Source organism: Ruegeria sp. YKSD163 (genome assembly GCF_059612905.1).
In genome coordinates this window covers 1-22,273 of the sequence record NZ_JBXWRM010000032.1, presented here as the reverse complement: position 1 = coordinate 22,273, position 22,273 = coordinate 1, and the positions used below count along the sequence as shown (strand labels likewise).

Sequence of the window (22,273 nt, the reverse complement as noted above, 5' to 3'; positions counted from 1 at the left end):
GCTCGTCCGATAATCAGGAGACAAGACACATGGCATCTGGTGTTAAACCCCGCGTGAAAGTCCCGAAATCGGCAGCAGCCGGTGAGGCAATCACGATCAAGACCCTCATCAGCCACGCGATGGAAAGCGGTCAGCGCAAGGACAAGGAAGGCAATGTCATTCCGCGTTCGATCATCAACCGCTTCACCTGCGAATTCAACGGCCAGTCGGTGATCGACATCACCATGGAGCCGGCGATTTCCACCAACCCCTATTTCCAGTTCGAAGCGACTGTGCCCGAAGCGGGCGAATTCGCCTTCACCTGGTATGACGATGACGGCTCTGTCTACAACGACAACAAGTCGATCACGATCGCCTGATCCGCGGTCCTAGGCAAAAGATGCCGCCGCCCGGTGCGCGAACCGGGCGCGGCCAATCACCCAAGGGAGGAATATGGATGAAAGTCAGGGCAATGACCGCGATTGCCGCGTTGCTGGCCGCGCCTCTGGCGGCGGTGGCCGGCCCGGACGGCGATGAGTTGGTCGTCAACGGCGAGATCAACATGGTCACCCAAACCGAAGCGCCCGCCCATCTGGATGGGGCGCTGTCCGAGTTGTACTCGGGCTGGCGCTTCCGTTCGGACGAGACTCAGGCGTTGCAAATGGATGACTTCGACAACCCGGCCATGGTCTTTGTCGACCAGGCGCAAGAGGCGTGGGACACCGCCGATGGATCCGAGGGCAAATCCTGTGCCTCGTGCCACGGCGATGCCGCCGAAAGCATGGCGGGCGTGCGGGCTGTCTATCCCAAGTGGAACGAGGCCGCCGGAGAGGTGCGCACTCTGGAAGCGCAGGTCAACGACTGCCGCGAGAACCGCATGGGCGCCAAGGCGTGGAAATATGACGGTGGCGACATGGCGGCGATGACGGCGCTGATCTCGGTGCATTCGCGCGGCATGCCGGTGAATGTGGCGATTGACGGCCCGGTTCAGGCAACCTGGGAGATGGGCAAGGAAATCTACTACACCCGTTATGGTCAGCTGGAACTGAGCTGCGCGAATTGCCATGAGGACAATTATGGCAACATGATCCGCGCCGACCACCTGAGCCAGGGGCAGATCAACGGTTTCCCGACCTACCGCCTGAAAAATGCCAAGCTGAACACGGCCCATGCCCGCTTCAAGGGCTGCGTGCGCGATACCCGCGCCGAGACGTTCAGCTCTGGTAGCCCGGAATTTGTGGCGCTGGAACTCTATGTTGCCAGCCGCGGCAACGGTCTGTCGGTCGAAGGACCCTCGGTCCGCAACTAACAACTGGGCCCCGCACCGGAATATCGGTGCGGGGTCTTTTTTGCCCAGACAAATTCACTTTTGTGAATTTATGATGAAAACGATCAGGAAAAGGCTGCCTCATGATCTCCCGTCGCGACTTTCTTCAGGTTTCCATGGCCGCATCGGCCCTGGTGGGGGCCTCCGGCTTTGGCAATTGGTCCCGGCTGGCCGCGCAGCAGGCGTTGACCCAGGACCAGTTGCTGGAATTCGACACGTTCGGCAACCTGACCCTGATCCATATCACCGACATCCATGCCCAGCTGATGCCGATCTATTTCCGCGAGCCCGAGGTTAATCTGGGCATCGGTGCGGCCAAGGGGCAGATGCCGCATGTCACGGGTGCCGATTTCCGCCGCTTCTACGGGATCGAGGATGGCAGCCCCTCGGCCTATGCGCTGACCTATGACGATTTCTCGTCGCTGGCCCGTGCCTACGGTCGGGTGGGCGGCATGGACCGGGTCGCCACCGTGGTGAACGCGATCCGCGCGGACCGGCCCGATGCGCTGCTGCTGGATGGCGGTGACACCTGGCACGGCTCCTACACCTGCTTCCACACCGAGGGGCAGGATGTGGTCAACGTGATGAACGCGCTGAAACCAGATGCGATGACCTTCCACTGGGAATTCACCCTGGGCACCGACCGGGTCACCGAGTTGGTCGAAAGCCTGCCCTTTGCCTCGCTGGGCCAGAACATCTTTGACGCTGAATGGGACGAGCCGTCGGACCTGTTTAAACCCTACAAGTTCTTCGAGCGCGGAGGCGTCAAGGTCGCCGTCATCGGTCAGGCCTTCCCCTATATGCCGATCGCCAACCCGGGCTGGATGTTCCCAGAGTTTTCGTTCGGCATCCGCGAAGAAAACATGCAGGCCATGGTCGACGAGGTCCGCGCCGAAGGTGCCGAGGTCGTCGTGGTCCTCAGCCATAACGGCTTTGACGTGGACAAGAAGATGGCGGGCCGGGTCACCGGCATCGATGTCATTCTCAGCGGCCATACCCATGACGCGCTGCCCGAACCGGTGCTGGTGGAGCAGACCTATGTGATCGCCAGCGGCTCGAACGGCAAATTCGTCAGCCGGGTCGATCTGGATATCCGCGATGGCCGGATGATGGGCTTGAAACACAAGCTGATCCCGATCTTTTCCGACGTGATCGCGCCCGACCCGCAGGTAACCGCCCTGATCAACGCGCAGCGAGAGCCGCATATCGACCAGCTGCGCGAGGTGATCGGGCGCACCGCCGATGATGCGCTGCTCTATCGTCGCGGCAATTTCAACGGCACCTGGGACGATCTGATCTGCGACGCGCTCATCTCCGAACGCGATGCTGATATCGCCATGTCGCCCGGCGTGCGCTGGGGGCCGTCGATCCTGCCGGGGCAGGAGATCACCCGAGAGGATATCTGGAACGTCACCTCGATGAGTTACGGTGCCGCCTATCGCACCGAGATGACCGGAGAGTTCCTGCATGTGGTGCTCGAGGATGTGGGTGACAACCTGTTCAACCCCGACCCCTATTACCAGCAGGGCGGCGACATGGTGCGTGTCGGCGGGCTGGGTTACCGCATCGACGTGACCAAGCCGCAGGGAGAGCGCATCAGCGAGATGACCCTGCTGAAAACCGGGGAAAAGATCGACCCGGCCAAGAATTATGTCGTCGCCGGCTGGGCCAGCGTCAACGAGGGCACCGAAGGCCCGCAGATCTGGGATGTGGTCGAAAATCACATCCGCAAACTGGGCACCGTCAACGTGACCCCGAATACATCGGTCGAGGTCGTGGGTGCCTGAGGCGCTCACACCTAGCCAAAATTTTTTTGAGCGATTGCATTCACATAGGCGAATGCAGTGATGCAAAGGAGGCAATAGTATGAGTGAAAGCTCTGGCAAGCACAGCCCGTCGCGCCGCCGGTTCCTGACCAGTGTCGCGGCCGCCGGTGCAGGGGCCGTGGCGGCGGGCGCGGCACGGGCCGCAGGCCCCGATCCGCTGATCACCGAGGTTCAGGACTGGGCGCGCGCCACCGGCGACGGTGTGGACGCGACCCCCTATGGCCTGCCCATCGAATACGAGGGCGACGTCATTCGCCGCAACGTGGAATGGCTGACCGCCGACACGATCAGCTCGATCAACTTCACCCCGATCCACGCGCTGGATGGCACCATCACCCCGCAGGGATGTGCCTTCGAACGGCACCATTCGGGCGCCATCGCGTTGAAGAAGGAAGATTACCGCCTGATGATCAACGGGTTGGTCGATCAGCCGCTGGTCTTCTCCTATGCGGATTTGGAACGTTTCCCGCGCCAGAACCACGTGTATTTCTGCGAATGTGCGGCAAACTCGGGCATGGAATGGGCCGGTGCCCAGCTAAACGGCGCCCAGTTCACCCATGGCATGATCCATAACATGGAGTATTCCGGCGTCTCACTGCGCACCCTGCTGGAAGAGGCGGGCTTGAGCGCGGCGGGCGATCTCAAGGACAAATGGGTCTATGTCGAGGGCGCCGATGCTTCATCCAACGGCCGCTCGATCCCGATGGAAAAGGCGCTGGATGACGTTCTGGTCGCCTTCAAGGCCAATGGCGAGGCGCTGCGCAAGGAACATGGCTATCCCGTGCGCCTGGTTGTACCCGGCTGGGAAGGCAACATGTGGGTCAAGTGGCTGCGCCGGATCGAGGTGATGGACGGCCCCGTCGAAAGCCGCGAGGAAACCTCGAAATACACCGACACGCTCGAGGATGGCACCAGCCGCAAATGGACCTGGGTGATGGATGCCAAATCGGTTGTCACCTCGCCCAGCCCGCAGGCGCCGATCACCCATGGTGCCGGTCCGCTGGTGATCACCGGCCTGGCGTGGTCGGGCCGTGGCGCGATCACCGGTGTCGATGTCTCGATCGACGGCGGCAAAAGCTGGCAGCCCGCCCGCCTGGCAGCGCCGGGGCAGGAGAAGGCGCTGACCCGGTTCTATCTCGATACCAACTGGGACGGCTCCGAGATGCTGTTGCAAAGCCGCGCCCGCGATTCCAGCGGCTATGTGCAGCCCACCAAGGCGCAGCTGCGCGAGGTGCGGGGCCTCAACTCGATTTATCACAACAACGCGATCCAGACCTGGTGGGTCAAGGCAAACGGAGTGGCCGAAAATGTCGAAGTTTCCTAAGCTGACCCTCACCGCATCGGTCACCGCGCTGATGTTGTCGGCGCCGGCCTGGGCGGGCGAATTCGGTCTGGGCCGCCCGGCGCTGCCCGAAGAGATCGCCGCCTGGGATCTGGACGTCAGCCCCGATGGCACCGGCCTGCCCGCAGGCGAGGGTTCGGTCGAGGATGGCGAGATGGTGTTTGCCGAACACTGCGCCATCTGCCACGGCGATTTCGCCGAGGGTGTCGACAACTGGCCCAAGCTGGCCGGTGGCATGGACACGCTCGACCGCGAGGATCCGCTCAAGACCGTAGGCTCCTACTGGCCGCACCTGTCCACCGCCTGGGACTATGTGAACCGCTCGATGCCCTTTGGGAACGCGCAGTCGCTCAGCCCGGACGACGTCTATGCGATCGTGGCTTATATCCTCTATTCCAACGATCTGGTGGATGACGATTTCGTGCTCTCGAACGAGAATTTCGCCGAGGTCGAACTGCCCAATGCCGATGGGTTCATCATCGATGACCGCGAAACGTCCGAAGCGCATTTCTGGACCGCCGAGCCCTGCATGGAAAACTGCAAGGACACGGTCGAGATCACCATGCGCGCCAGAGTACTGGACGTGACGCCGGATACGGGCGGGAACGACGCGGCCGCGGCAGAGCCCGAGGAAGCGGCCACTGTCACCGAAGCGGCAGCAACCGAAACGGTGGCGGAACCTGCGCCGGTGGAAAAGGCGGCGCTTGATCCCGAGCTGGTGGCAGCGGGGGAAAAGGCCTTCAAGAAGTGCAAGGCCTGCCACCAAGTCGGCGAGGGTGCCAAGAACAAGACCGGTCCCATGCTCAACGGTATCGTTGGACATGCTGCCGGTGCGGTTGACGGGTTCAAGTATTCCAAGCCGATGCAGGCCGCTGGCGAAGGCGGGCTGGTCTGGACCGAGGACGAACTCGCCGCCTTCCTCGCCAAACCCAAGGCCTATATGAAGGGGACCAAGATGTCCTTTGCCGGTCTGAAGAAGGAGGACGATATCGCCGCCGTCATCGAATACCTGAAGAGTTTCGAGTAAGCGATGCGCTGGCTGGGAGGAGCGATACTGGCCGGGGCCGCCCTGACGGGGGCGGCCCGTGCCGACGAGACCGCGCGGGACATCGGCGATGCCGCGCGCGGGGAGGGGCTGTTTCAGGTCTGTGCCAGCTGCCACCAGGTGGGCGAGGGGGCCGAGCATGGCACCGGGCCGCATCTGAACGGCATCTTCGACCGCAAGGTCGCCCAGTTCGAGAATTTCGACTACTCACCGGGCATCCTGCGTGCGCGGCGCGACGGGATGGTCTGGGATCTCGAACATCTCGACGCCTATCTGACCAATCCCAAGACGCTGGTCTCGGGCACCAACATGGAGTTTGCGGGCCTGCCTGACGCGCAGGACCGGGGCGATATCCTTGCCTATCTGCGCCGGTTCTCGGCCAGTCCCCAGAACATCCCCGAGGCGGCGCCCACCGCGCTGAAACAGGATGTGGAACTGGCGCCCGAGGTGCTGGCCATGGTGGGCGATCCCGAATATGGTGAATACCTGTCCACCGAATGCACCACCTGCCACCAGACCGATGGTGACTATGACGGCATTCCGGTGATCACCGGCTGGCTGGCCGAGGATTTCGTTCTGGCCATGCATGCCTATAAACAGAAGATCAGGCCACACCCGGTGATGCAGATGATGGCCGGGCGGCTGTCAGATGAGGAGATCGCGGCACTGGCGGCCTATTTCGAAGCGCTGGAGTAAGGTCCGGCGCTCATTTGTTTCTTGGAGGAGGAAACCAGATGACTTTGAACAGACGGACATTCCTGGGCACCGGTGTCGCGGCGGCGGCGGCGCTTCAGGCACCGATGGTGCTGGGCGCGGGCAAACCCCGTGTCGTGGTCGTGGGCGGCGGTGCTGGCGGTGCAACCGCGGCGCGCTATATCGCCAAGGGGGCCGATGGGGCCATCGACGTGACCCTGGTGGAACCGACCCGCAGCTATTACACCTGCTTCTTCTCGAACCTCTATATCGGCGGCTTTCGCGAACTGTCGAGCATCGCCCATTCCTATGGCAAGCTGGCCAGCGAATACGGCATCAACGTGGTGCATGACTGGGCTGTCGGCATCGACCGTGACGCGCGCACCGTCAGCCTGGCAGGGGGCGGCGTGCTGCCTTATGACCGGCTGATCCTGAGCCCCGGCATCGACTTTGTCGATGGCGCGGTCGAGGGGTGGGACGTCAGTGCCCAGAACAAGATGCCCCATGCCTACAAGGCCGGGTCGCAGTCGGAACTGCTCAAGGCGCAGATCGAGGCGATGCCCGAAGGCGGCACCTTCGCCATGGTGGCCCCGCCCAACCCCTATCGCTGCCCGCCGGGACCTTACGAGCGGGTTTCGATGGTGGCGCATGTGCTGAAACAGAAAAACCCGACCGCCAAGATCATCGTGGCCGACCCCAAGCCGAAATTCTCGAAAATGGCGCTGTTCCAGGAAGGCTGGAACACCCACTATTCGGGCATGGTCGACTGGATCGGTCCGGATTTCGGTGGTGGCGACGTATCGGTCGATCCCGACGCGATGACCGTCACCATCGACGGCGAAGAGACCAAGGTCGATGTCTGCAACGTGATCCCGGCGATGAAGGCGGGCCGCATCTGCGAAATCGCGGGCATCAACGAAGGCAACTGGGCGCCGGTCATCGGCCATACGATGCAAAGCCGGATGGACGAGAACATCCACGTGCTGGGCGACGCCACCAACCAGGGCGACATGCCGAAATCTGGCTTCTCGGCCAACAGCCAGGCCAAGGTGGCGGCAATGGCAGTGCGCGCGGCGCTGACCGGCTCCAAGATGTTCCCGGCCAAGTTCTCGAACACCTGCTGGTCGCTGATTGGCACCGATGACGGGGTCAAGGTCGGCGCCACCTACGAGGCGACGGACGAGAAGATCGCCAAGGTCGACGGCTTTATCAGTGCCACCGGCGAAAGCGCCGAACTGCGCCAGGCCACTTACGAGGAAAGCATCGGCTGGTATGCCGGCATCACCTCGGACATGTTTGGCTAAACGGCCGCGTGGGGCGTGGTCCGCTCAGGACCACGCCTTGCGGAAGGAATGCGGCGAGGCGCCGTAACGGGCGCGGAACTGCCGTGACAGGTGGCTGGTATTGGCAAAGCCGGTGGCGGCCGCGATCTCGGCCACGGTCATGTTGGTCTCGTTCAGAAAGATGAACGCGCGCTCGATCCTCAGGTTGAGGTAAAACGCCATCGGTCCCTGATCCAGGTAGCGTTTGAACAACCGCTCCAGCTGGCGGCGCGAGATGCCCAGCCGGTCGCACAGATCGTCGTTGGTCAGCGGCTCCTCAAGTTCCGCCTCCATCAGCTCGATCGCCTTGAGCAGCGCGGGGTTGCGGCTGCCGATCGCCACCGACCGCGCCGAGCGCTGCGGCGATTGCCGGCCCGAGCGCATGTGGATGCACATATCGGCCACCACGATGGCCAGCTTGGGCCCGTGCTGCTTTTCGATCAGCGCCAGCATCATGTCGATGGCGGTGTTGCCGCCGCCGCAGGTGGTGACCCGCCCGTCCAGCTCGTAGATGTTCGGGGTCGGGGTCAGGTCCGGAAAGGCCTCGGCAAAGCCGGGCTGGTTTTCCCAATGCAGGGTGAAACGGCGCCCCTCCAGCAGCCCCGCCCGGGCCAGGGCAAAGGCGCCGGTACAGATGCCGCCCAGGGCGCTGCCATGGCGATATTCCCGCCTCAGCCAGGCCAGAACGGCGGGTGAATAGCTTTTCTCCGGTTCGACCCCGGCGCAGACAAAACCCATCGCCTCGGGCGGCAGCGGCGCCAGTGCCTGATCCGGGGTGATGCGCAGCCCGTTGGAACAGGTGACCGGCGCACCGTTCTCGGTCATCGTATGCCAGGTATATAGCTGCTTCTTGGTCAGCTGGTTGGCGATGCGCAGGGGTTCGATGGCCGCGGCCACTGCCAGCATCGTCGCCTTGGGCAGCAACAGAAAGCGGAAATCCTGCGACGGCCCGTCATAGTTAAGCGAAACCGAGGCGGAGGCTGCTTTGGAAACGAAGGGGGTCTGGGTCATGGCGCTCTGATCGGGAAGGAGCGGGCAAGGGCTCCGACGGGTTACATGCCCGTACCGTGCGGCTTGCCCGGCGCAAGGTCAATATGCGTCGCATTGTTGCCGATTTGCGTCATGCCGCCGCGCGTGTCTGCGGCAAACGAAATCGCCTCCGGCCCTTGCAGCCCCTCCAAGGCGACACTAAGACTCGTGTAACCCTCCTCGGGTAATGTCCCGAACCAACGCTAAGAGCAGGCAGGTCCCAGATGTTCGATCCCGTCGATACCTATATGAATACCCTTGTCCCCATGGTGGTCGAACAGACCAGCCGGGGCGAGCGCGCCTATGACATCTTCTCGCGCCTGCTGAAGGAGCGGATCATCTTCATCAACGGCCCGATTCATGACGGGATGAGCCACCTGATCGTGGCCCAGCTGCTGCATCTGGAGGCCGAGAATCCGAACAAGGAGATCTCGATCTACATCAACAGCCCCGGCGGCGTGGTGACCAGCGGCCTGTCGATCTATGACACCATGCAGTATATCAAGCCGAAATGCTCGACCCTGGTGATCGGCCAGGCGGCTTCGATGGGGTCGGTCCTGCTGGCCGGCGGTGAAAAGGGGATGCGTTTCTCGCTTCCCAACAGCCGTATCATGGTGCACCAGCCCTCGGGCGGGTATCAGGGTCAGGCCAGCGACATCATGATCCATGCCGCCGAGACCCAGAAACTCAAGGACCGGCTCTATGACATCTATGTCAAGCACACCGGCCAGACCAAGAAAGCCGTTGAAAAGGCGCTGGACCGCGACAATTTCATGTCGCCGGAAGAGGCCAAGGAATGGGGTCATATCGACGAGATCGTCGAAAGTCGCAGCAAGGGCGACGACGCCTGATCGGCAGGTGGTGCACGGACAACCCCGCGCACCGGGAAGTTTGACATTGTAGCGGCCGGTATGCTGGCCTAAGCTTCATGAACAAATCGGCCTCCCGTCCGCGCGGAGCGGGGCGCCGGGACGAAGGCCGGAAAGGGTGACCATGGCGACGAATTCAGGCGGTGACAGCAAGAACACGCTTTACTGCAGCTTCTGCGGCAAGAGCCAGCACGAGGTGCGCAAACTGATCGCGGGTCCGACGGTGTTCATCTGCGACGAATGTGTCGAGCTGTGCATGGACATCATCCGCGAAGAGACCAAGAGCAGCAGCCTGAAATCCTCGGACGGGGTGCCGACGCCGCGCGATATCTGTGACGTGCTGGATGACTATGTGATCGGCCAGTCCACCGCCAAGAGGGTGCTCTCGGTTGCCGTGCACAACCATTACAAGCGTCTGAACCACGCCCAGAAGGCCGGCAATGATATCGAACTGGCCAAATCCAACATCCTTCTGATCGGCCCGACCGGCTGCGGCAAGACGCTGTTGGCGCAGACGCTGGCACGCATTCTGGACGTGCCTTTTACCATGGCCGATGCAACCACCCTGACCGAGGCCGGTTACGTGGGCGAGGATGTGGAGAACATCATCCTCAAGCTGTTGCAGGCCAGCGAATACAATGTCGAACGCGCCCAGCGCGGCATCGTCTATATCGACGAGGTCGACAAGATCACCCGCAAGTCGGAAAACCCCTCGATCACCCGCGACGTGTCGGGCGAGGGGGTTCAACAGGCGCTCTTGAAGCTGATGGAAGGCACCGTGGCCAGCGTGCCGCCGCAGGGCGGGCGCAAACATCCGCAGCAGGAATTTCTGCAGGTGGATACCACCAATATCCTGTTCATCTGTGGCGGGGCCTTTGCAGGTCTCGACAAGATCATCGCGCAGCGTGGCAAGGGCAGCGCCATGGGCTTTGGCGCCGATGTGCGCGCCAGTGACGAGCGCGGAGTGGGGGAGCTCTTTACCGAGCTGGAGCCCGAGGACCTGTTGAAATTCGGCCTGATACCGGAATTCGTTGGCCGTCTGCCGGTTCTGGCGACGCTTGAGGATCTGGACGAGGATGCACTGGTCACCATCCTGACCAAACCCAAGAACGCATTGGTAAAGCAGTATCAGCGCCTGTTCGAGCTGGAAGATACCGAGCTGGATTTCACCGACGACGCGCTGAAGGCGATCGCCAAGCGCGCCATCGAAAGGAAGACCGGCGCGCGCGGCCTGCGCTCGATCATGGAGGATATCCTGCTGGATACCATGTTCGATCTGCCCAGCATGAACGACGTGACCAAGGTGGTGGTGAACGAAGAGGCAGTGACCTCGGATGCGCAGCCGCTGTTGATCTATGCCGAAAACGAAAAGGGATCGGCAAGCGCCGGCTGAAAGCCGGGGATGAGCGGATAGGACGGCGCGGTGCTTCCGCGCCGTTTTGTGTTGAGGGGGGGCAAGGGGGCGCTGCCCCCGTCACCTGCGGTGACTCCCCCGGGATATTTTTCAGCAAGAGGAAAGCACCATGTCGGTGCAAGGCGCTCAGGTAGGGAAAGCAAAGTTGCGTATCAGACGGATTTCATCGGGCGGCGCGTTCGAGGCGAAGATCGGCTATTGTCGCGCGGTAGTGGCGGGCGGTTTTGTCCATGTGGCAGGAACCGTGGGGCAAGGTGATGATGTGGTGGCACAGTGCCGTTCCGCGCTGGAAGTCATCGGCGCGGCGCTGAAAGAGGCCGGCGCGGGATTCGCCGATGTGGTGCGGGTGAACTACTATCTGCCCGAAGCGGCAGAATTCGAGCCCTGCTGGCCGATCCTGGCCGAGACTTTTGGCGCAAATCCGCCGGCGGCGACGATGATCGAATGCGGGTTGATCGACCCCAAATACCGGATCGAGATCGAAGTCACGGCCTTGTTGCCACAATAACGGCTGCGTGGGCCTGTCGCGGGGCTGGCCTCTGGACCTTGGCGCGCGCATCGGTCATATCTGCTGATAAGTAATTTTCGGAGGTACCCTATGGGAATCCTGAACACCCTGCTGCGCGCCGTGACCTGGTGGAACGGTGCCACGCTGAACACCCGGATCTATACCGCCCGCAAGGGCACCAGGGTGGGCGAGGACGCGCAGGGAAACGTCTTTTATCGCAATGGTGATGACAGCCAGCGCTGGGTGATCTTCAACGGAGAGGCCGAGGCCAGCCGAATCGATCCGGAATGGCACGGCTGGCTGCACCGGACCTGGGATGAACCGCCGACCGAGCGGCCGTTGCCACACAAGGCCTGGGAAAAGCCACATCAGGAGAACCTGACCGGCACACCTCTGGCCTATGTCCCGGCGGGTTCTCTGCGCCGGCCCAAGCCGGTTGAACGGCGTGATTACGAGGCCTGGAGCCCGGAATAAAGAGGCGGATATGTCCAGCCACAACATGACAGAAGTTCTGGTCGGCGGTGCGGTACTGGCCGCGGCGCTGGCCTTTGGCGTTTATGCCAGCCAGGCAACCGGCCTGTCGCGCGGCACTGGCGGATACGAACTGGCGGCCTCGTTCCGCTCGCTCGAAGGGGTGACCGTGGGCACCGATGTGCGGCTGGCGGGGGTCAAGATCGGCACCGTCACCGGGGTCGATCTCAACCCCGACAGCTATCGCGCCGACACACGTTTCACCGTTACTCAAGGGATCCAGATCCCTGATGACAGCGCGGCGGTAATCTCGTCGGAAGGGCTGCTGGGCGGTAACTTCCTTGAAATCATGCCGGGCGGTTCGGCCTTCTATTTCGAACCGGGCGACGTGATCGACGACACCCAGGGCGCGGTCAGCCTGATCTCGCTGCTGGTCAAGTTTGTGGCAGGCGACGGGAGCGGCGAGTGATCCGTTTTGTCGCGGTCCTGCTGACCCTGTTGCCAGCGCCGCTTTTGGCGGCGGACGAGGTGACCTCGGGCACCGGGGCCTTGTTGCGCGGGCTCGACAAGGTCAGTGGCCAGACCGAAGATTTCCGGGTTGGAAACGGCGAAACGGCAGAGATCTACGGGCTGGACGTGGCGCTGGGCGATTGCCGCTATCCGGTCGAGAACCCCACTGGCGACGCCTTTGCCTATCTCACCATCTGGGAGCATGGCCAGCGGCAGGCGATCTTTGACGGCTGGATGATCGCATCGTCCCCGGCGCTGAGCGCGCTGGACCATTCCCGCTATGACGTCTGGGTGATCCGCTGTATGACGCCCTGAGGGCTCTGCTCGATCACGGCCGAGAAATCCGCCGCCCCTTCCAGCGCGCGCTCAAGCCGACGCCGGTATTCGGCGCGCGGGATTTCGACCGCGCCGAGAGAGGCCAGATGCGCGGTCAGGAACTGGGTGTCGAACAGGGTGAACCCGGTCTGTCGCAGCCTGTCGACCAAATAGGCCAGCGCGATCTTTGACGCGTCAGTGCGGCGCGAGAACATGCTCTCGCCAAAGAAGGCCGCGCCGAGAACCACGCCATAGACGCCGCCGATCAGATGCGTGCCGTCCCAGACTTCCAGCGAATGGGCATGACCCAAGCGGTGCAGTGCCAGATAGCTGGCGCGGATTTCGGGGTTGATCCAAGTCTCTGCCCGGTCGGCGCAGCCATCCAGCACGCCTGCGAAATCACGGTCGATGCTGACCTGATAGTCGCCGCGTCGCATCCGCCGCGCCAGGCTGCGCGACAGGTGAAAGCCGTTCAGGGGAAAGACGCCGCGCCGGATCGGATCGACCCAGAAAACCTCGGGGTCGTCGCGGTGCTCTGCCATGGGGAAGATGCCGATGGAATAGCCATGCAGCAACAGTTCGGGCGCGAGCGTCATGCCGCGCCCGGTGCGCGGTGCGGGACCGGGGGGTAAACCCGGCCCACACAGTCAGTCGGCCAGGTTCTCCGCAAGCCAGCGCTCCAGCCAGTGGATGTTATAGGTGCCGCTCTGGACGTCGGGCTCTTGCAGCAGCGCGTGAAACAGCGGCACGGTAGTGTCGATCCCGTCCACGATCAGCTCGCTCAGCGCCCGTTGCAGGCGGGCCAGCGCCTCGGGCCGGTCGCGGCCCTGCACGATCAGCTTGGCGATCAGGCTGTCGTAATAGGGCGGGATCGAGTAGCCGGTATAGAGCGCCGAATCCATCCGCACGCCCAGACCGCCGGGCGCGTGATAGGCGGTGATCTTGCCGGGGCAGGGCGAGAAATTCGGCAGTTTCTCTGCGTTGATCCGCACCTCAATCGCGTGGCCGTTGATCTGCAAATCGTCCTGGGTAAAGGACATCGGCAGGCCAGCGGCAACCCGGATCTGCTCGCGCACCAGATCGACGCCAAAGATGCCCTCGGTCACCGGATGCTCCACCTGCAGACGCGTGTTCATCTCGATGAAGTAGAACTCGCCATTCTCGTAGAGAAATTCCACGGTACCGGCGCCGATATAGTCGATCTTGGCCACCGCATCGGCGCAGATCTTGCCGATCCGGGCGCGTTCCTCCGGAGTGATGCAGGGGCCGGGGGCCTCTTCGAACACTTTCTGGTGACGGCGTTGCAGCGAGCAGTCGCGCTCTCCCAGATGCACCGCGTTGCCCTTGCCGTCGCCAAACACCTGGATCTCGATATGGCGCGGCGTGGTCAGGTATTTCTCGATATAGACTTCGTCATTGCCAAAGGCGGCCTTGGCCTCGGAGCGCGCGGTGGAGAAGGCGTGCTCCATCTCCTTGGCATTGCGGGCGACCTTCATGCCGCGGCCGCCGCCGCCGGCGGTGGCCTTGATGATCACGGGATAGCCGATCTCCTCACCGACCCGGCGCGCCTCGGCCAGATCGGCCACGCCGCCATCCGAGCCGGGAACCACGGGGATACCCAGTTCCTTGGCAGTTTCTTTGGCGGTGATCTTGTCGCCCATGATGCGGATATGTTCCGCCGAGGGGCCTATGAAGGTGATTCCGTGATCTTCGACGATCTGCACGAAACCGGCGTTTTCGGACAGAAAGCCATAGCCGGGATGGATCGCCTGGGCGCCGGTGATCTCGCAGGCCGAGATGATCGCGGGCACCGAGAGATAGCTCTGGCTGCCGGGCGGGGGGCCGATACAGACCGATTCGTCGGCCATGCGCACATGCATCGCGTCGCTGTCGGCGGTGGAGTGCACGGCAACCGTGGCGATCCCCATCTCGCGCGCGGCGCGGATCACACGCAGGGCGATCTCGCCTCGGTTCGCAATCAGGATCTTGTCGAACATGACGGCGCCCTTATTCGATGATGACCAGCGGGGTGCCGAATTCCACGGCGTCGCCGTCTCCCACCAGGATGCGTTTGACTGTGCCCGCGCGCGGGGCGTGGATGTGGTTCATGGTCTTCATCGCCTCGACGATCAGCAGCGTGTCACCTTCGGCAACGCTGGCGCCGACACTGACGAAAGCGGGCGCGCCCGGTTCACCCTGCAGATAGACGGTGCCAACCATGGGCGAGGTCACGGCGCCCGGATGGGCGGCGGGGTCCTCGGTGCTGGCCGGCGCAGCAGTGGGCGCCGCAGGGGCCGCCGGGGCCGGAGCAGCGTGGGCAGCGGAGGGCACGGCGACCTGCACCGGGGCCGCTGCGGGCAACACGCGGCTGACGCGCACGTTCAGGCTGTCTTCCTCGCCATATTCACGCTTGACCTGCACTTCGGTCAGATCGTTTTCCCGCAGCAATTCGGCCAGCGCCTTGATGAATGCCACATCCGCTTCGTGTCTGCTGTCTGTCATGAGTGTCCTCGACGGTTCCCCTTGGCCCGTTTGTGGTGTTCGGGCTCGTGAATTACGCGGCGTTATAGGCCAAGCGCCGGGCCATGAAAAGCGCCCTGTCATCGGGAAACATGGGGTTTGCGCCGCTCGATTGCGAGGAAATTGCGATCAAAGCGGCATCCCGGAGAGTTTCGCCACCAGTTCCGGCAGCTTTCGGGCGCCGAATTTTTCCAGCAGCCGGGCGCGATGCGCCTCGATAGTGCGATAACTGAGTCCCAGTTCCGCGCCCACCTCCTTGGCCGACAGGCCCCGGCAGGTCAGCAGCGCCACCTCGCGTTCGCGCGGGGTCAGCTCGACCACGCGGCGCTCTTCCGAGATGTCGGCAAAGCTCCAGATCCCGTGGCGGAACGGGTCGTCGGGCGTCAGCGACTTGCCACGCGCCCGGCACCAGAACAGATCGCCATCGCGGCGGCGCATGATGCGTTCGTCGGTGTAATAGCCGGTTTCGCGCATGACCTGCAGGCCACGCTTGCCGATGCGCTCGAAATCCTCGTGACTGGGATAGAGCCTGAGCAGCGGCATGTCGCGATAGTCGCTTTCCTGTCCGCCGAACATGCTGGCAAAATGCAGGTTGCAGCGCCGGATGACGCGGTTTTCCAGCTCTACCAGACCGATAGGCGCATATTCGAAGCCGGGGTCACTCATGCCGCGTATGGTGACGGGTATTTCTACGGAATTGAAGCGAAAGCTGCGTCTTGGCAGGATTTGCCACAGATCTTTTGGGGAGGACGGACCATGGTTTCCATCGCGGGCTGGGGGCATACCAAATTCGGCAAGCTGACCGACATGTCGGTCGAGGACATGATCACCGCCGCCGGGCACGAGGCATTGGCCGATGCCGGGCTGGGCGCCGAGGCGGTCGATGGCATCTGGGTCGGGCATTTCAATGCCGGTCTGGTGGGGGACGGCTTTCCGTCCTCGCTGGCGATGAGCATCGACCCCGCCCTGCGTTTCAAGCCCGCGACCCGGCTGGAAAACGCCTGCGCCTCGGGCTCGGCGGCGGTGTTTGCCGCGCGTCAGGCGATCCTGTCGGGCGAGGCGCGGGTGGCGCTGGTGATCGGGGTGGAAAAGATGACCCATCTGCCCACGGCAGAGGTGGCCGCGGCCCTTGGCCATGCGGCGTATCAAAAGGAAGAGGCGGGCCTGTCCTTTCCCGGCGTCTTTGCCATGTTCGCGCAGGCCTATTTCGACCGTTACGGCGATCAAAGCCGGGCGCTGGCCCGGATTGCCGCCAAGAACCACGGCAATTCTGTCAACAACCCGCTGGCGCAGTTGCAAAAACCGCTGGACGAGGCGTTCTGCGCCGAGGTGTCCGATCGCAACCCGATCATCGCCGCGCCGCTGAAAAAGACCGACTGTTCGCTGGTCTCGGACGGGGCGGCGGCGCTCGTGCTGGTGGCCGACGATATGCTGGGTGACGTGGCCAAGGCCGCGCGGCTGCGCGGCGTGGCGCAGGTGAATGACATCATGCCGATGTCGCAGCGCGATCTGCTGGCCTTCGAGGGACCGCGCCGGGCGATCCACCGGGCCTATGACCGGGCTGGCGTCACCGTCAGCGATATCGACGTGGCCGAGGTTCATGACTGTTTCACCATCGCCGAGTTGCTGATCTACGAGGCGATGGGACTGGCTGCCCATGGCCATGCGGCTGACCTGCTGGAGGGCGGTGTCGTCCATGCGGGCGGGCGGCTGCCGGTAAACCTGTCCGGCGGACTCAAGGCCAAGGGGCATCCGGTCGGGGCCACGGGCGTATCCATGCATGCCCTGATCGCGCGCCAGGTTCTGGGGCAGGCGGATGCGATGCAGCATCCGGGCGCCGAACTGGGGCTGGTCTTCAACATGGGGGGATCGGGGGTGGCCAATTACGCCTCGATCCTTGAACCGGTCAAGGCATGAATATCGGCCTCTGGCTGGCGCGGCAGGCGCAGGCGGGCGGCGACCGCCCGGCGCTCTATCTCGGGCGCGATCTGGTGGCCAACTATGCGGAGTTTCACAAGCGCGCAGCGCGGGTGGCGGGCTGGCTGCGGGGGCAGGGGGTGGCGCCCGGCGACAGGGTCGCGCTTTTCATGGCGAACTGTCCCGAGTACCTGATCCTGCTCTATGGCATCTGGTATGCCGGAGCCGCCGCGGTGCCGATCAATGCCAAGCTGCACGGGCGCGAGGCGGCCTATATCCTTGCCGATTCCGAAACCACGATCACCTTTGCCACGCCCAATCTGGCCGCCGCCCTGTACGAGGCCCAGGCGCCGGGCCGCATTGTCGAGACGGGCGCGGCCGGGCTGGCCGTGATCCTTGCCGCCGACCCGGTCGCGGAGCCCGCCCAGTGTGATCCCACCGATCTGGCCTGGCTGTTTTACACCTCCGGCACCACGGGCAGGCCCAAGGGGGTGATGATCACCCACCGCATGCTGATGGCGGTCTCGCTCGCCTATCCGGTGGATGTTGACCCGGTCACGCCCGAGGATACGGTGCTTTATGCCGCCCCAATGAGCCATGGCGCCGGGCTCTATAACATGGTGCATGTGCTGCGCGGGGCCCGCCATGTCTGTCCGGCCTCGGGCGGGTTCGAGCCGGATGAGATCTTCGATCTGGCGCGCCATTTCACGCGGGTGCAGATGTTTGCCGCGCCCACCATGGTCAAGCGGATGACCGACCAGGCCCGCGCCAGCGGAGAAACCGGCGAGGGGCTGCGCACCGTGGTCTATGCGGGCGGGCCGATGTATCTGGCCGATATTGTCGAGGCGGTCGATCATTTCGGGCCGATCTTCGTGCAGATCTATGGTCAGGGTGAATGCCCGATGGGCATCACTGCCCTGTCGCGCCATGACGTGACCCACCGTAACCACCCGCGCTGGCAGGCGCGGCTGGCCAGTGTCGGGCGAGCGCAATCCCCGGTCGAGTTGCGTATCGGGGATGGGGAGGGCGCGCCACTGCCGCCGGGCCAGACCGGCGAGGTGATGGTGCGCGGCGACGTGGTGATGCCGGGATACTGGCGCAACCCGCAGGCAAGCGCCAAGACCTTGCACAACGGTTGGCTGATGACCGGTGATATGGGGTTTCTGGATGCGGATGGGTATCTGACGCTTCAGGACCGCTCCAAGGACCTGATCATTTCGGGCGGCTCCAATATCTATCCCCGCGAGGTCGAGGAGGTGCTGCTGACCCACCCGCTGGTGCGCGAGGCCTCGGTGGTGGGCCGGCCCCATCCCGACTGGGGCGAGGAGGTGGTGGCCTTTGTGGTTGGAGAGGCCGAGGCGGCAGAGCTTGACGCGCTCTGCACCCGGAACATCGCGCGGTTCAAGCGGCCCAAGCACTATCGCTGGCTGCCGGAGCTGCCCAAGAACAATTACGGCAAGGTTCTCAAGACCGAACTGCGCCGGATGCTGGAGGACGAGGGATGACCGATCTGAGTGGAAAGACGGCGCTGGTGACCGGTTCGGTCCAGGGCATCGGGCTGGCGATTGCCAAGGTGCTGGCGGGGGCCGGTGCCCGCATCGCGGTGCATGGGCTGGCCGATGCAGGAGAGGCCGAGGCGGCCTGTGCCGCGATGCGCGCGGCGGGCGCGCCCGAGGCGCGGTTCTTTGTCGGCGACCTGCGCGACCCTGGCCAGATCGCCATGCTGATGCGAGAGGTGGCCCATTGGGGCGGCGCCGATATCCTGGTCAACAATGCCGGTATCCAGCGCACCGCGCCGCTGGCCCAGATGGCGGGCGAGACCTGGGAGACGATCCTGTCCGTCAATCTGAGCGCCGCCTTCTACACCATGCAGGCCGCCATGCCTGCCATGGCCGAGCGTGGCTATGGCCGAGTGATCAACATTGCATCGGTGCACGGTCTTGTGGGCTCGGTCGAGAAGGCGCCCTATGTGGCGGCCAAGCACGGGCTGATCGGGCTGAGCAAAGTGGCGGCGCTGGAATATGCCGCGCTTGGTGATCGGGGCCGGGGCGGCGTGACCGTGAATTGCATCTGTCCGGGTTGGACCGAAACCGCCATTCTCGAGCCGCAGATCGCCGCGCGGATGGCGGCGCTAGGCGCCGATCGCGAGGCGGCTATGGCCGATCTGATGGCCGAGAAACAGCCCTCGCGCCGGGCCTCGGACCCGGCAGAGATCGGGGCGCTGGCGCTGTGGCTTTGCGCCCTCACCGCCCATAACGTGACCGGGGCCGCGATCCCGGTGGATGGCGGCTGGACCGCGCAATAGATCAGAGCGCGCTGAACCAGTCAGGCAGGCGGGTGCGGATGCGCGGCGTGTCCCGGCGCGCGCGCACCACGCCGGGACCGGGTTCGCGCACCGGTTCGGTCGAGATATCGGCATAGGCGCGCGGCTCGGCCTCTTCCCATGGCAACTCCGGCAGCGCCTCGAACTGTTTGAAGAAGCGGCGGCTGTCGGTGCCAGGGTTGAGCCAGGCCTGGCCGGGATTACCCAGGCCCGGTTGGTCGGCCACCTCTCGCCGGTGTTCCGCAGCACGCGCCAGTGCGGCGCTGTTGGCGTATTTCAGATGCACCAGATAGACACCGCGCGGCATGATGAAGGGGAAGCTCTCGACCCGTGCCGGGCGCAGCTGCACCCCGTGCGCCTTGAGACCGATCCTGTTGCGCACCGCCCATGCCTTGGAGTAATTGCCTGTAAAGACCGCGCTCTGGCGGTGGTTCAGGACCGGTTCATCCCCTTGCAGCGTGGCGTCCTCGGCCCGTTCGCCCAGATTCAGTCCCAGGGAAAAAACGGCGCTGCGGCGCTGGCGGGCGAAGAAATCGGTAAAACTGTCGAAACGGGCGGGATCGAGGCAGATCAGCTCATCCGCGTCGGTGCGGATCACCCAGTCGTAAATCTGGTTCAGCCCGTTCTGAAAGGCGTTGAGCATGTCGCCCCGGCGGGTGTCGAACCGGCTGAGATCGTCGCGCGGGATGGTCAGGATGCTGGCGCCGGGACAGATGCGGGCAATCTCGGGGTCGGCGCCATGGGCCACGACGTAAAGATGCTCGGCGCCCAATTGGCGTGCAAAGTGCCGGTACCATTGACCCAGCGCCCAGTGATCGCGGTAAACCATGGTGATCGCACATATTTTCATGCTCTCATTTAGGCAGGCGCGGACCTTTCGGGCAAGGGTCGGAAATTGGGAATTTCCGACCAGGAAAAGATCTTTTCCTGGCCGTTTTCCGTGTCGGAAAACGGTTTCTGCAAGGCAAAAAAGAACCGGCCCTTCAGGGCCGGTCTCAAGGTATCGGCAGGGGCTGATAGCCCTGCACGACGGGGAGTGTGAAGTTAGATCGCCAGATACTCGGCGCGCAGTTCGGCGTTACCGAGCACTTCGGCGGCGCTGCCGTCGAAGACGATCGTGCCGGTATCCAGGATCACAGCGCGGTCGGCCAATTCCAGCGCCCGCACCGCGTTCTGTTCGACGATGATCGTGGTCATACCCTGTTCCTTGATGTGGATAAGGGTCTTTTCGATCTCGTCCACGATGACTGGCGCCAGCCCCTCATAGGGTTCGTCGAGCAACAGAACCTTGATGTCGCGGGCCAGCGCGCGGGCAATGGCCAGCATCTGCTGTTCGCCGCCCGAAAGCGTCACTCCCTCTTGCTTGCGCCGCTCACCCAGGCGTGGGAACAGGTCGTAGAGCCGGTCGATCGACCAGCCGATCGGCGGCGCGATCTGGGCCAGTTGCAGGTTCTCTTCGACCGTCAGTCCGGGGATGATCCGTCGATCCTCGGGCACGAGGCCCAACCCGGCCTGCGCGGCCTCGTAGCTGGCCATTTTGTGCAGTGGTTGATGGTCCAGCCAGATCTCGCCATGGGTCACCAGGGGCGAGCCAGTGCGCGCGATCGAGCGCAGGGTCGAGGTCTTGCCCGCCCCGTTTCGCCCCAGCAGGGCGAGAATCTCCCCCTCGTGCACGTTGAAGTTCACGCCCTGCACGATATAGCTCTCGCCGTAATAGGCGTGCATGTCCCAGACCGACAGGAAGGCGGGCGCCGTGGTGGCCTGGTTGGCGTTCTTGGAGAAATCGGGTTTTACGTTCATCGTTTATCCTTTCTCACTCATCTTGTCCGAAAACCGGTTCCCGCTTTTCGGGATGAGTGACGCACTCCCTTACGCACTTTCGCCCAGATAGGCTTCGCGCACCTTCGGATGACCCTTGATGTTTTCCGGCGTGTCCTCGACCAGGGGCGTGCCCTGGGCCAGAACGGTGATCCGCTCGGCCAAGCTGAACACCACATGCATGTCATGTTCGATGATGGCGATGGTGATGTCGCGCTCCTGTTTGATCTGCTTGAGCAGGTCGATGGTGTTGTTGGTATCGGCCCGTGCCATGCCCGCGGTCGGTTCATCCAGCAGCAGCAGGCGGGGCTGCTGGCTCAGGCACATACCGATTTCCAGCCGCCGCTTGTCGCCGCGCGACATCGAGGCCGCGTGCATGTGGCGCTTGTCGGCCATCCGCATCTCTTCCAGCATGTGCATGGCCTGTTCTACGACATCCTTCTGACTGCCGACCGAGGGCAGGGCGTTCAGTTCGAACGCCCCGTCGCGGCGGGCAAAACAGGGGATCATCATGTTTTCCAGCACCGTCAGATCGCCAAAGATCTCGGGTGTCTGGAACACGCGGCTGATACCCATCTGGTTGATCTCAAAGGGCGCGCGCCCCAGAACCGACTGACCGTCGAACATGACGCTGCCACTGTCCGGGATCAGCTTGCCGACCAGGCAGTTGAGCAAGGTGGACTTGCCCGCGCCATTTGGCCCGATGATCGCGTGAACGGTGTTTTCGGCCACGCTCAGGTTGACATCGGACAGCGCCTGAAGGCCACCGAACCGCTTGCCCACATTCTTGACTTCGAGAATTCCCATGGTCCCGGCTCCTTATTCCGCAGGCTCGTGCTTGGTCTTGGCCTCACCCGAGCGCTTGCCCCGGTTGCGCAGCCAGTTGCCCAGCCTCTGGCCGCCTTCCACAAGGCCACCGGGCAGGAAAATCACCACCAGCATGAACAGGATGCCCAGCGTCAGGTGCCAGCCCTTGCCGATGAACGGGTGCACGATAAAGACCATGAAATCCTCGATCCCGTCGGGCAGGAAGCTGAACCACTGG

General features: G+C 63.5%; 24 protein-coding genes and 1 pseudogene. 16 read left to right on the top strand and 9 right to left on the bottom strand.

The genetic code is table 11. From position 1 onward, the window contains the following. Positions 1-29 precede the first annotated feature (29 nt). The 7 genes from soxZ to AC2FNA_RS22940 all read left to right on the top strand — a co-directional run bounded on the left by soxZ (position 30) and on the right by AC2FNA_RS22940 (position 7,516). The gene (soxZ, locus tag AC2FNA_RS22970; RefSeq protein ID WP_234139418.1) at positions 30-359 is read left to right on the top strand and encodes a thiosulfate oxidation carrier complex protein SoxZ; all 330 of its coding nucleotides are present in this window, start codon (positions 30-32) and stop codon (positions 357-359) included. A gap of 77 nt (positions 360-436) precedes the next feature. Continuing rightward, positions 437-1,288: a sulfur oxidation c-type cytochrome SoxA gene (soxA, locus tag AC2FNA_RS22965; protein WP_496830599.1), complete on the top strand. Its 852-nt coding sequence runs from the start codon at positions 437-439 to the stop codon at positions 1,286-1,288. Between the two features lie 101 nt (positions 1,289-1,389). After that, entirely contained in the window at positions 1,390-3,093 is a 1,704-nt protein-coding gene (gene soxB / locus AC2FNA_RS22960) for a thiosulfohydrolase SoxB (RefSeq protein ID WP_496830597.1), read from the top strand. Positions 3,094-3,172: 79 nt separating this feature from the next. Then, positions 3,173-4,456, top strand: a complete 1,284-nt coding sequence (soxC, locus tag AC2FNA_RS22955; RefSeq protein WP_496830595.1) for a sulfite dehydrogenase — start codon at positions 3,173-3,175, stop codon at positions 4,454-4,456. After that, positions 4,440-5,501: a c-type cytochrome gene (locus AC2FNA_RS22950; RefSeq protein ID WP_496830593.1), complete on the top strand. Its 1,062-nt coding sequence runs from the start codon at positions 4,440-4,442 to the stop codon at positions 5,499-5,501. Before soxC ends, AC2FNA_RS22950 begins: the two co-directional genes overlap by 17 nt. 3 nt (positions 5,502-5,504) lie before the next feature. Continuing rightward, positions 5,505-6,215, top strand: coding sequence for a c-type cytochrome (locus AC2FNA_RS22945; protein WP_496830591.1), 711 nt, complete (start codon positions 5,505-5,507; stop codon positions 6,213-6,215). Between the two features lie 38 nt (positions 6,216-6,253). After that, a complete protein-coding gene (locus AC2FNA_RS22940) occupies positions 6,254-7,516 on the top strand; it encodes an FCSD flavin-binding domain-containing protein (protein ID WP_496830589.1) in 1,263 nt (420 codons plus the stop codon). A 24-nt stretch (positions 7,517-7,540) separates the two neighbouring features. On the opposite strand, the gene AC2FNA_RS22935 is transcribed toward AC2FNA_RS22940, so the two are convergent. Next, complete coding sequence (locus AC2FNA_RS22935; RefSeq protein ID WP_234139425.1) at positions 7,541-8,545, bottom strand: GlxA family transcriptional regulator; 1,005 nt, start codon at positions 8,543-8,545, stop codon at positions 7,541-7,543. Positions 8,546-8,787: 242 nt separating this feature from the next. Between AC2FNA_RS22935 and AC2FNA_RS22930 the strand changes: the two genes are divergently transcribed. The 6 genes from AC2FNA_RS22930 to AC2FNA_RS22905 all read left to right on the top strand — a co-directional run bounded on the left by AC2FNA_RS22930 (position 8,788) and on the right by AC2FNA_RS22905 (position 12,650). Then, on the top strand, positions 8,788-9,414 hold the full coding sequence (locus AC2FNA_RS22930) for an ATP-dependent Clp protease proteolytic subunit (RefSeq protein WP_234139426.1): 627 nt from the start codon (positions 8,788-8,790) through the stop codon (positions 9,412-9,414). Positions 9,415-9,556: 142 nt separating this feature from the next. Next, positions 9,557-10,825 carry an ATP-dependent Clp protease ATP-binding subunit ClpX gene (gene clpX / locus AC2FNA_RS22925; RefSeq protein ID WP_234139427.1) on the top strand — a complete coding sequence of 423 codons (1,269 nt, stop codon included), beginning with the start codon at positions 9,557-9,559 and terminating at the stop codon, positions 10,823-10,825. A 130-nt stretch (positions 10,826-10,955) separates the two neighbouring features. Beyond that, entirely contained in the window at positions 10,956-11,354 is a 399-nt protein-coding gene (locus AC2FNA_RS22920) for a RidA family protein (RefSeq protein ID WP_496830586.1), read from the top strand. A gap of 90 nt (positions 11,355-11,444) precedes the next feature. Next, entirely contained in the window at positions 11,445-11,828 is a 384-nt protein-coding gene (locus AC2FNA_RS22915; protein WP_496830584.1) for an NADH:ubiquinone oxidoreductase subunit NDUFA12, read from the top strand. Between the two features lie 10 nt (positions 11,829-11,838). Beyond that, positions 11,839-12,294: an outer membrane lipid asymmetry maintenance protein MlaD gene (mlaD, locus tag AC2FNA_RS22910; protein ID WP_496830582.1), complete on the top strand. Its 456-nt coding sequence runs from the start codon at positions 11,839-11,841 to the stop codon at positions 12,292-12,294. Beyond that, entirely contained in the window at positions 12,291-12,650 is a 360-nt protein-coding gene (locus tag AC2FNA_RS22905) for a DUF2155 domain-containing protein (protein ID WP_496830580.1), read from the top strand. Before mlaD ends, AC2FNA_RS22905 begins: the two co-directional genes overlap by 4 nt. Here the strand turns inward: AC2FNA_RS22905 and aat are convergent. The 4 genes from aat to AC2FNA_RS22885 form a co-directional block, all read right to left on the bottom strand. Then, entirely contained in the window at positions 12,614-13,246 is a 633-nt protein-coding gene (gene aat, locus AC2FNA_RS22900) for a leucyl/phenylalanyl-tRNA--protein transferase (RefSeq protein ID WP_496830578.1), read from the bottom strand. The two genes, AC2FNA_RS22905 and aat, sit on opposite strands and share 37 nt — an antisense overlap. A 51-nt stretch (positions 13,247-13,297) precedes the next feature. After that, a complete protein-coding gene (accC, locus tag AC2FNA_RS22895) occupies positions 13,298-14,647 on the bottom strand; it encodes an acetyl-CoA carboxylase biotin carboxylase subunit (protein ID WP_496830576.1) in 1,350 nt (449 codons plus the stop codon). Positions 14,648-14,657: 10 nt separating this feature from the next. Further along, complete coding sequence (accB, locus tag AC2FNA_RS22890; RefSeq protein ID WP_496830574.1) at positions 14,658-15,152, bottom strand: acetyl-CoA carboxylase biotin carboxyl carrier protein; 495 nt, start codon at positions 15,150-15,152, stop codon at positions 14,658-14,660. A gap of 147 nt (positions 15,153-15,299) precedes the next feature. Then, positions 15,300-15,836, bottom strand: a complete 537-nt coding sequence (locus AC2FNA_RS22885) for a LuxR C-terminal-related transcriptional regulator (RefSeq protein WP_496830572.1) — start codon at positions 15,834-15,836, stop codon at positions 15,300-15,302. 90 nt (positions 15,837-15,926) lie between these two features. Here AC2FNA_RS22885 and AC2FNA_RS22880 point away from each other — a divergent pair, with 90 nt between their 5' ends. Genes AC2FNA_RS22880 through AC2FNA_RS22870 form a run of 3 tightly spaced genes read left to right on the top strand, consistent with a single transcriptional unit; the run spans position 15,927 to position 19,392 of the window. Further along, positions 15,927-17,087, top strand: coding sequence for an acetyl-CoA acetyltransferase (locus AC2FNA_RS22880; protein WP_496830570.1), 1,161 nt, complete (start codon positions 15,927-15,929; stop codon positions 17,085-17,087). Beyond that, entirely contained in the window at positions 17,084-18,592 is a 1,509-nt protein-coding gene (locus AC2FNA_RS22875) for a class I adenylate-forming enzyme family protein (protein WP_496830568.1), read from the top strand. The genes AC2FNA_RS22880 and AC2FNA_RS22875 overlap by 4 nt, the downstream gene beginning before the upstream one ends. Then, the gene (locus tag AC2FNA_RS22870; RefSeq protein ID WP_496830566.1) at positions 18,589-19,392 is read left to right on the top strand and encodes a 3-hydroxybutyrate dehydrogenase; all 804 of its coding nucleotides are present in this window, start codon (positions 18,589-18,591) and stop codon (positions 19,390-19,392) included. Before AC2FNA_RS22875 ends, AC2FNA_RS22870 begins: the two co-directional genes overlap by 4 nt. Before the next feature lies 1 nt (position 19,393). Here AC2FNA_RS22870 and AC2FNA_RS22865 read toward each other — a convergent pair whose 3' ends face one another. From AC2FNA_RS22865 to AC2FNA_RS22850, 4 genes and pseudogenes are all read right to left on the bottom strand, one after another. Then, the gene (locus AC2FNA_RS22865) at positions 19,394-20,260 is read right to left on the bottom strand and encodes a glycosyltransferase family 2 protein (RefSeq protein WP_496830564.1); all 867 of its coding nucleotides are present in this window, start codon (positions 20,258-20,260) and stop codon (positions 19,394-19,396) included. A 194-nt stretch (positions 20,261-20,454) separates the two neighbouring features. Then, positions 20,455-21,210: an ABC transporter ATP-binding protein gene (locus AC2FNA_RS22860; RefSeq protein ID WP_496830562.1), complete on the bottom strand. Its 756-nt coding sequence runs from the start codon at positions 21,208-21,210 to the stop codon at positions 20,455-20,457. Positions 21,211-21,279: 69 nt separating this feature from the next. Then, positions 21,280-22,035: an ABC transporter ATP-binding protein gene (locus AC2FNA_RS22855; RefSeq protein WP_496830560.1), complete on the bottom strand. Its 756-nt coding sequence runs from the start codon at positions 22,033-22,035 to the stop codon at positions 21,280-21,282. Positions 22,036-22,047: 12 nt separating this feature from the next. Then, a pseudogene (locus AC2FNA_RS22850) lies at positions 22,048-22,273 on the bottom strand (branched-chain amino acid ABC transporter permease); the annotation flags it as partial.

Coding starts and splice junctions, on each gene's coding strand:
- soxZ (WP_234139418.1), top strand. CDS start 30: ATGGCATCTGGTGTTAAACCCCGCGTGAAAGTCCCGAAATCGGCAGCA.
- soxA (WP_496830599.1), top strand. CDS start 437: ATGAAAGTCAGGGCAATGACCGCGATTGCCGCGTTGCTGGCCGCGCCT.
- soxB (WP_496830597.1), top strand. CDS start 1,390: ATGATCTCCCGTCGCGACTTTCTTCAGGTTTCCATGGCCGCATCGGCC.
- soxC (WP_496830595.1), top strand. CDS start 3,173: ATGAGTGAAAGCTCTGGCAAGCACAGCCCGTCGCGCCGCCGGTTCCTG.
- AC2FNA_RS22950 (WP_496830593.1), top strand. CDS start 4,440: ATGTCGAAGTTTCCTAAGCTGACCCTCACCGCATCGGTCACCGCGCTG.
- AC2FNA_RS22945 (WP_496830591.1), top strand. CDS start 5,505: ATGCGCTGGCTGGGAGGAGCGATACTGGCCGGGGCCGCCCTGACGGGG.
- AC2FNA_RS22940 (WP_496830589.1), top strand. CDS start 6,254: ATGACTTTGAACAGACGGACATTCCTGGGCACCGGTGTCGCGGCGGCG.
- AC2FNA_RS22935 (WP_234139425.1), bottom strand. CDS start 8,545: ATGACCCAGACCCCCTTCGTTTCCAAAGCAGCCTCCGCCTCGGTTTCG.
- AC2FNA_RS22930 (WP_234139426.1), top strand. CDS start 8,788: ATGTTCGATCCCGTCGATACCTATATGAATACCCTTGTCCCCATGGTG.
- clpX (WP_234139427.1), top strand. CDS start 9,557: ATGGCGACGAATTCAGGCGGTGACAGCAAGAACACGCTTTACTGCAGC.
- AC2FNA_RS22920 (WP_496830586.1), top strand. CDS start 10,956: ATGTCGGTGCAAGGCGCTCAGGTAGGGAAAGCAAAGTTGCGTATCAGA.
- AC2FNA_RS22915 (WP_496830584.1), top strand. CDS start 11,445: ATGGGAATCCTGAACACCCTGCTGCGCGCCGTGACCTGGTGGAACGGT.
- mlaD (WP_496830582.1), top strand. CDS start 11,839: ATGTCCAGCCACAACATGACAGAAGTTCTGGTCGGCGGTGCGGTACTG.
- aat (WP_496830578.1), bottom strand. CDS start 13,246: ATGACGCTCGCGCCCGAACTGTTGCTGCATGGCTATTCCATCGGCATC.
- accC (WP_496830576.1), bottom strand. CDS start 14,647: ATGTTCGACAAGATCCTGATTGCGAACCGAGGCGAGATCGCCCTGCGT.
- accB (WP_496830574.1), bottom strand. CDS start 15,152: ATGACAGACAGCAGACACGAAGCGGATGTGGCATTCATCAAGGCGCTG.
- AC2FNA_RS22885 (WP_496830572.1), bottom strand. CDS start 15,836: ATGAGTGACCCCGGCTTCGAATATGCGCCTATCGGTCTGGTAGAGCTG.
- AC2FNA_RS22880 (WP_496830570.1), top strand. CDS start 15,927: ATGGTTTCCATCGCGGGCTGGGGGCATACCAAATTCGGCAAGCTGACC.
- AC2FNA_RS22875 (WP_496830568.1), top strand. CDS start 17,084: ATGAATATCGGCCTCTGGCTGGCGCGGCAGGCGCAGGCGGGCGGCGAC.
- AC2FNA_RS22870 (WP_496830566.1), top strand. CDS start 18,589: ATGACCGATCTGAGTGGAAAGACGGCGCTGGTGACCGGTTCGGTCCAG.
- AC2FNA_RS22865 (WP_496830564.1), bottom strand. CDS start 20,260: ATGAAAATATGTGCGATCACCATGGTTTACCGCGATCACTGGGCGCTG.
- AC2FNA_RS22860 (WP_496830562.1), bottom strand. CDS start 21,210: ATGAACGTAAAACCCGATTTCTCCAAGAACGCCAACCAGGCCACCACG.
- AC2FNA_RS22855 (WP_496830560.1), bottom strand. CDS start 22,035: ATGGGAATTCTCGAAGTCAAGAATGTGGGCAAGCGGTTCGGTGGCCTT.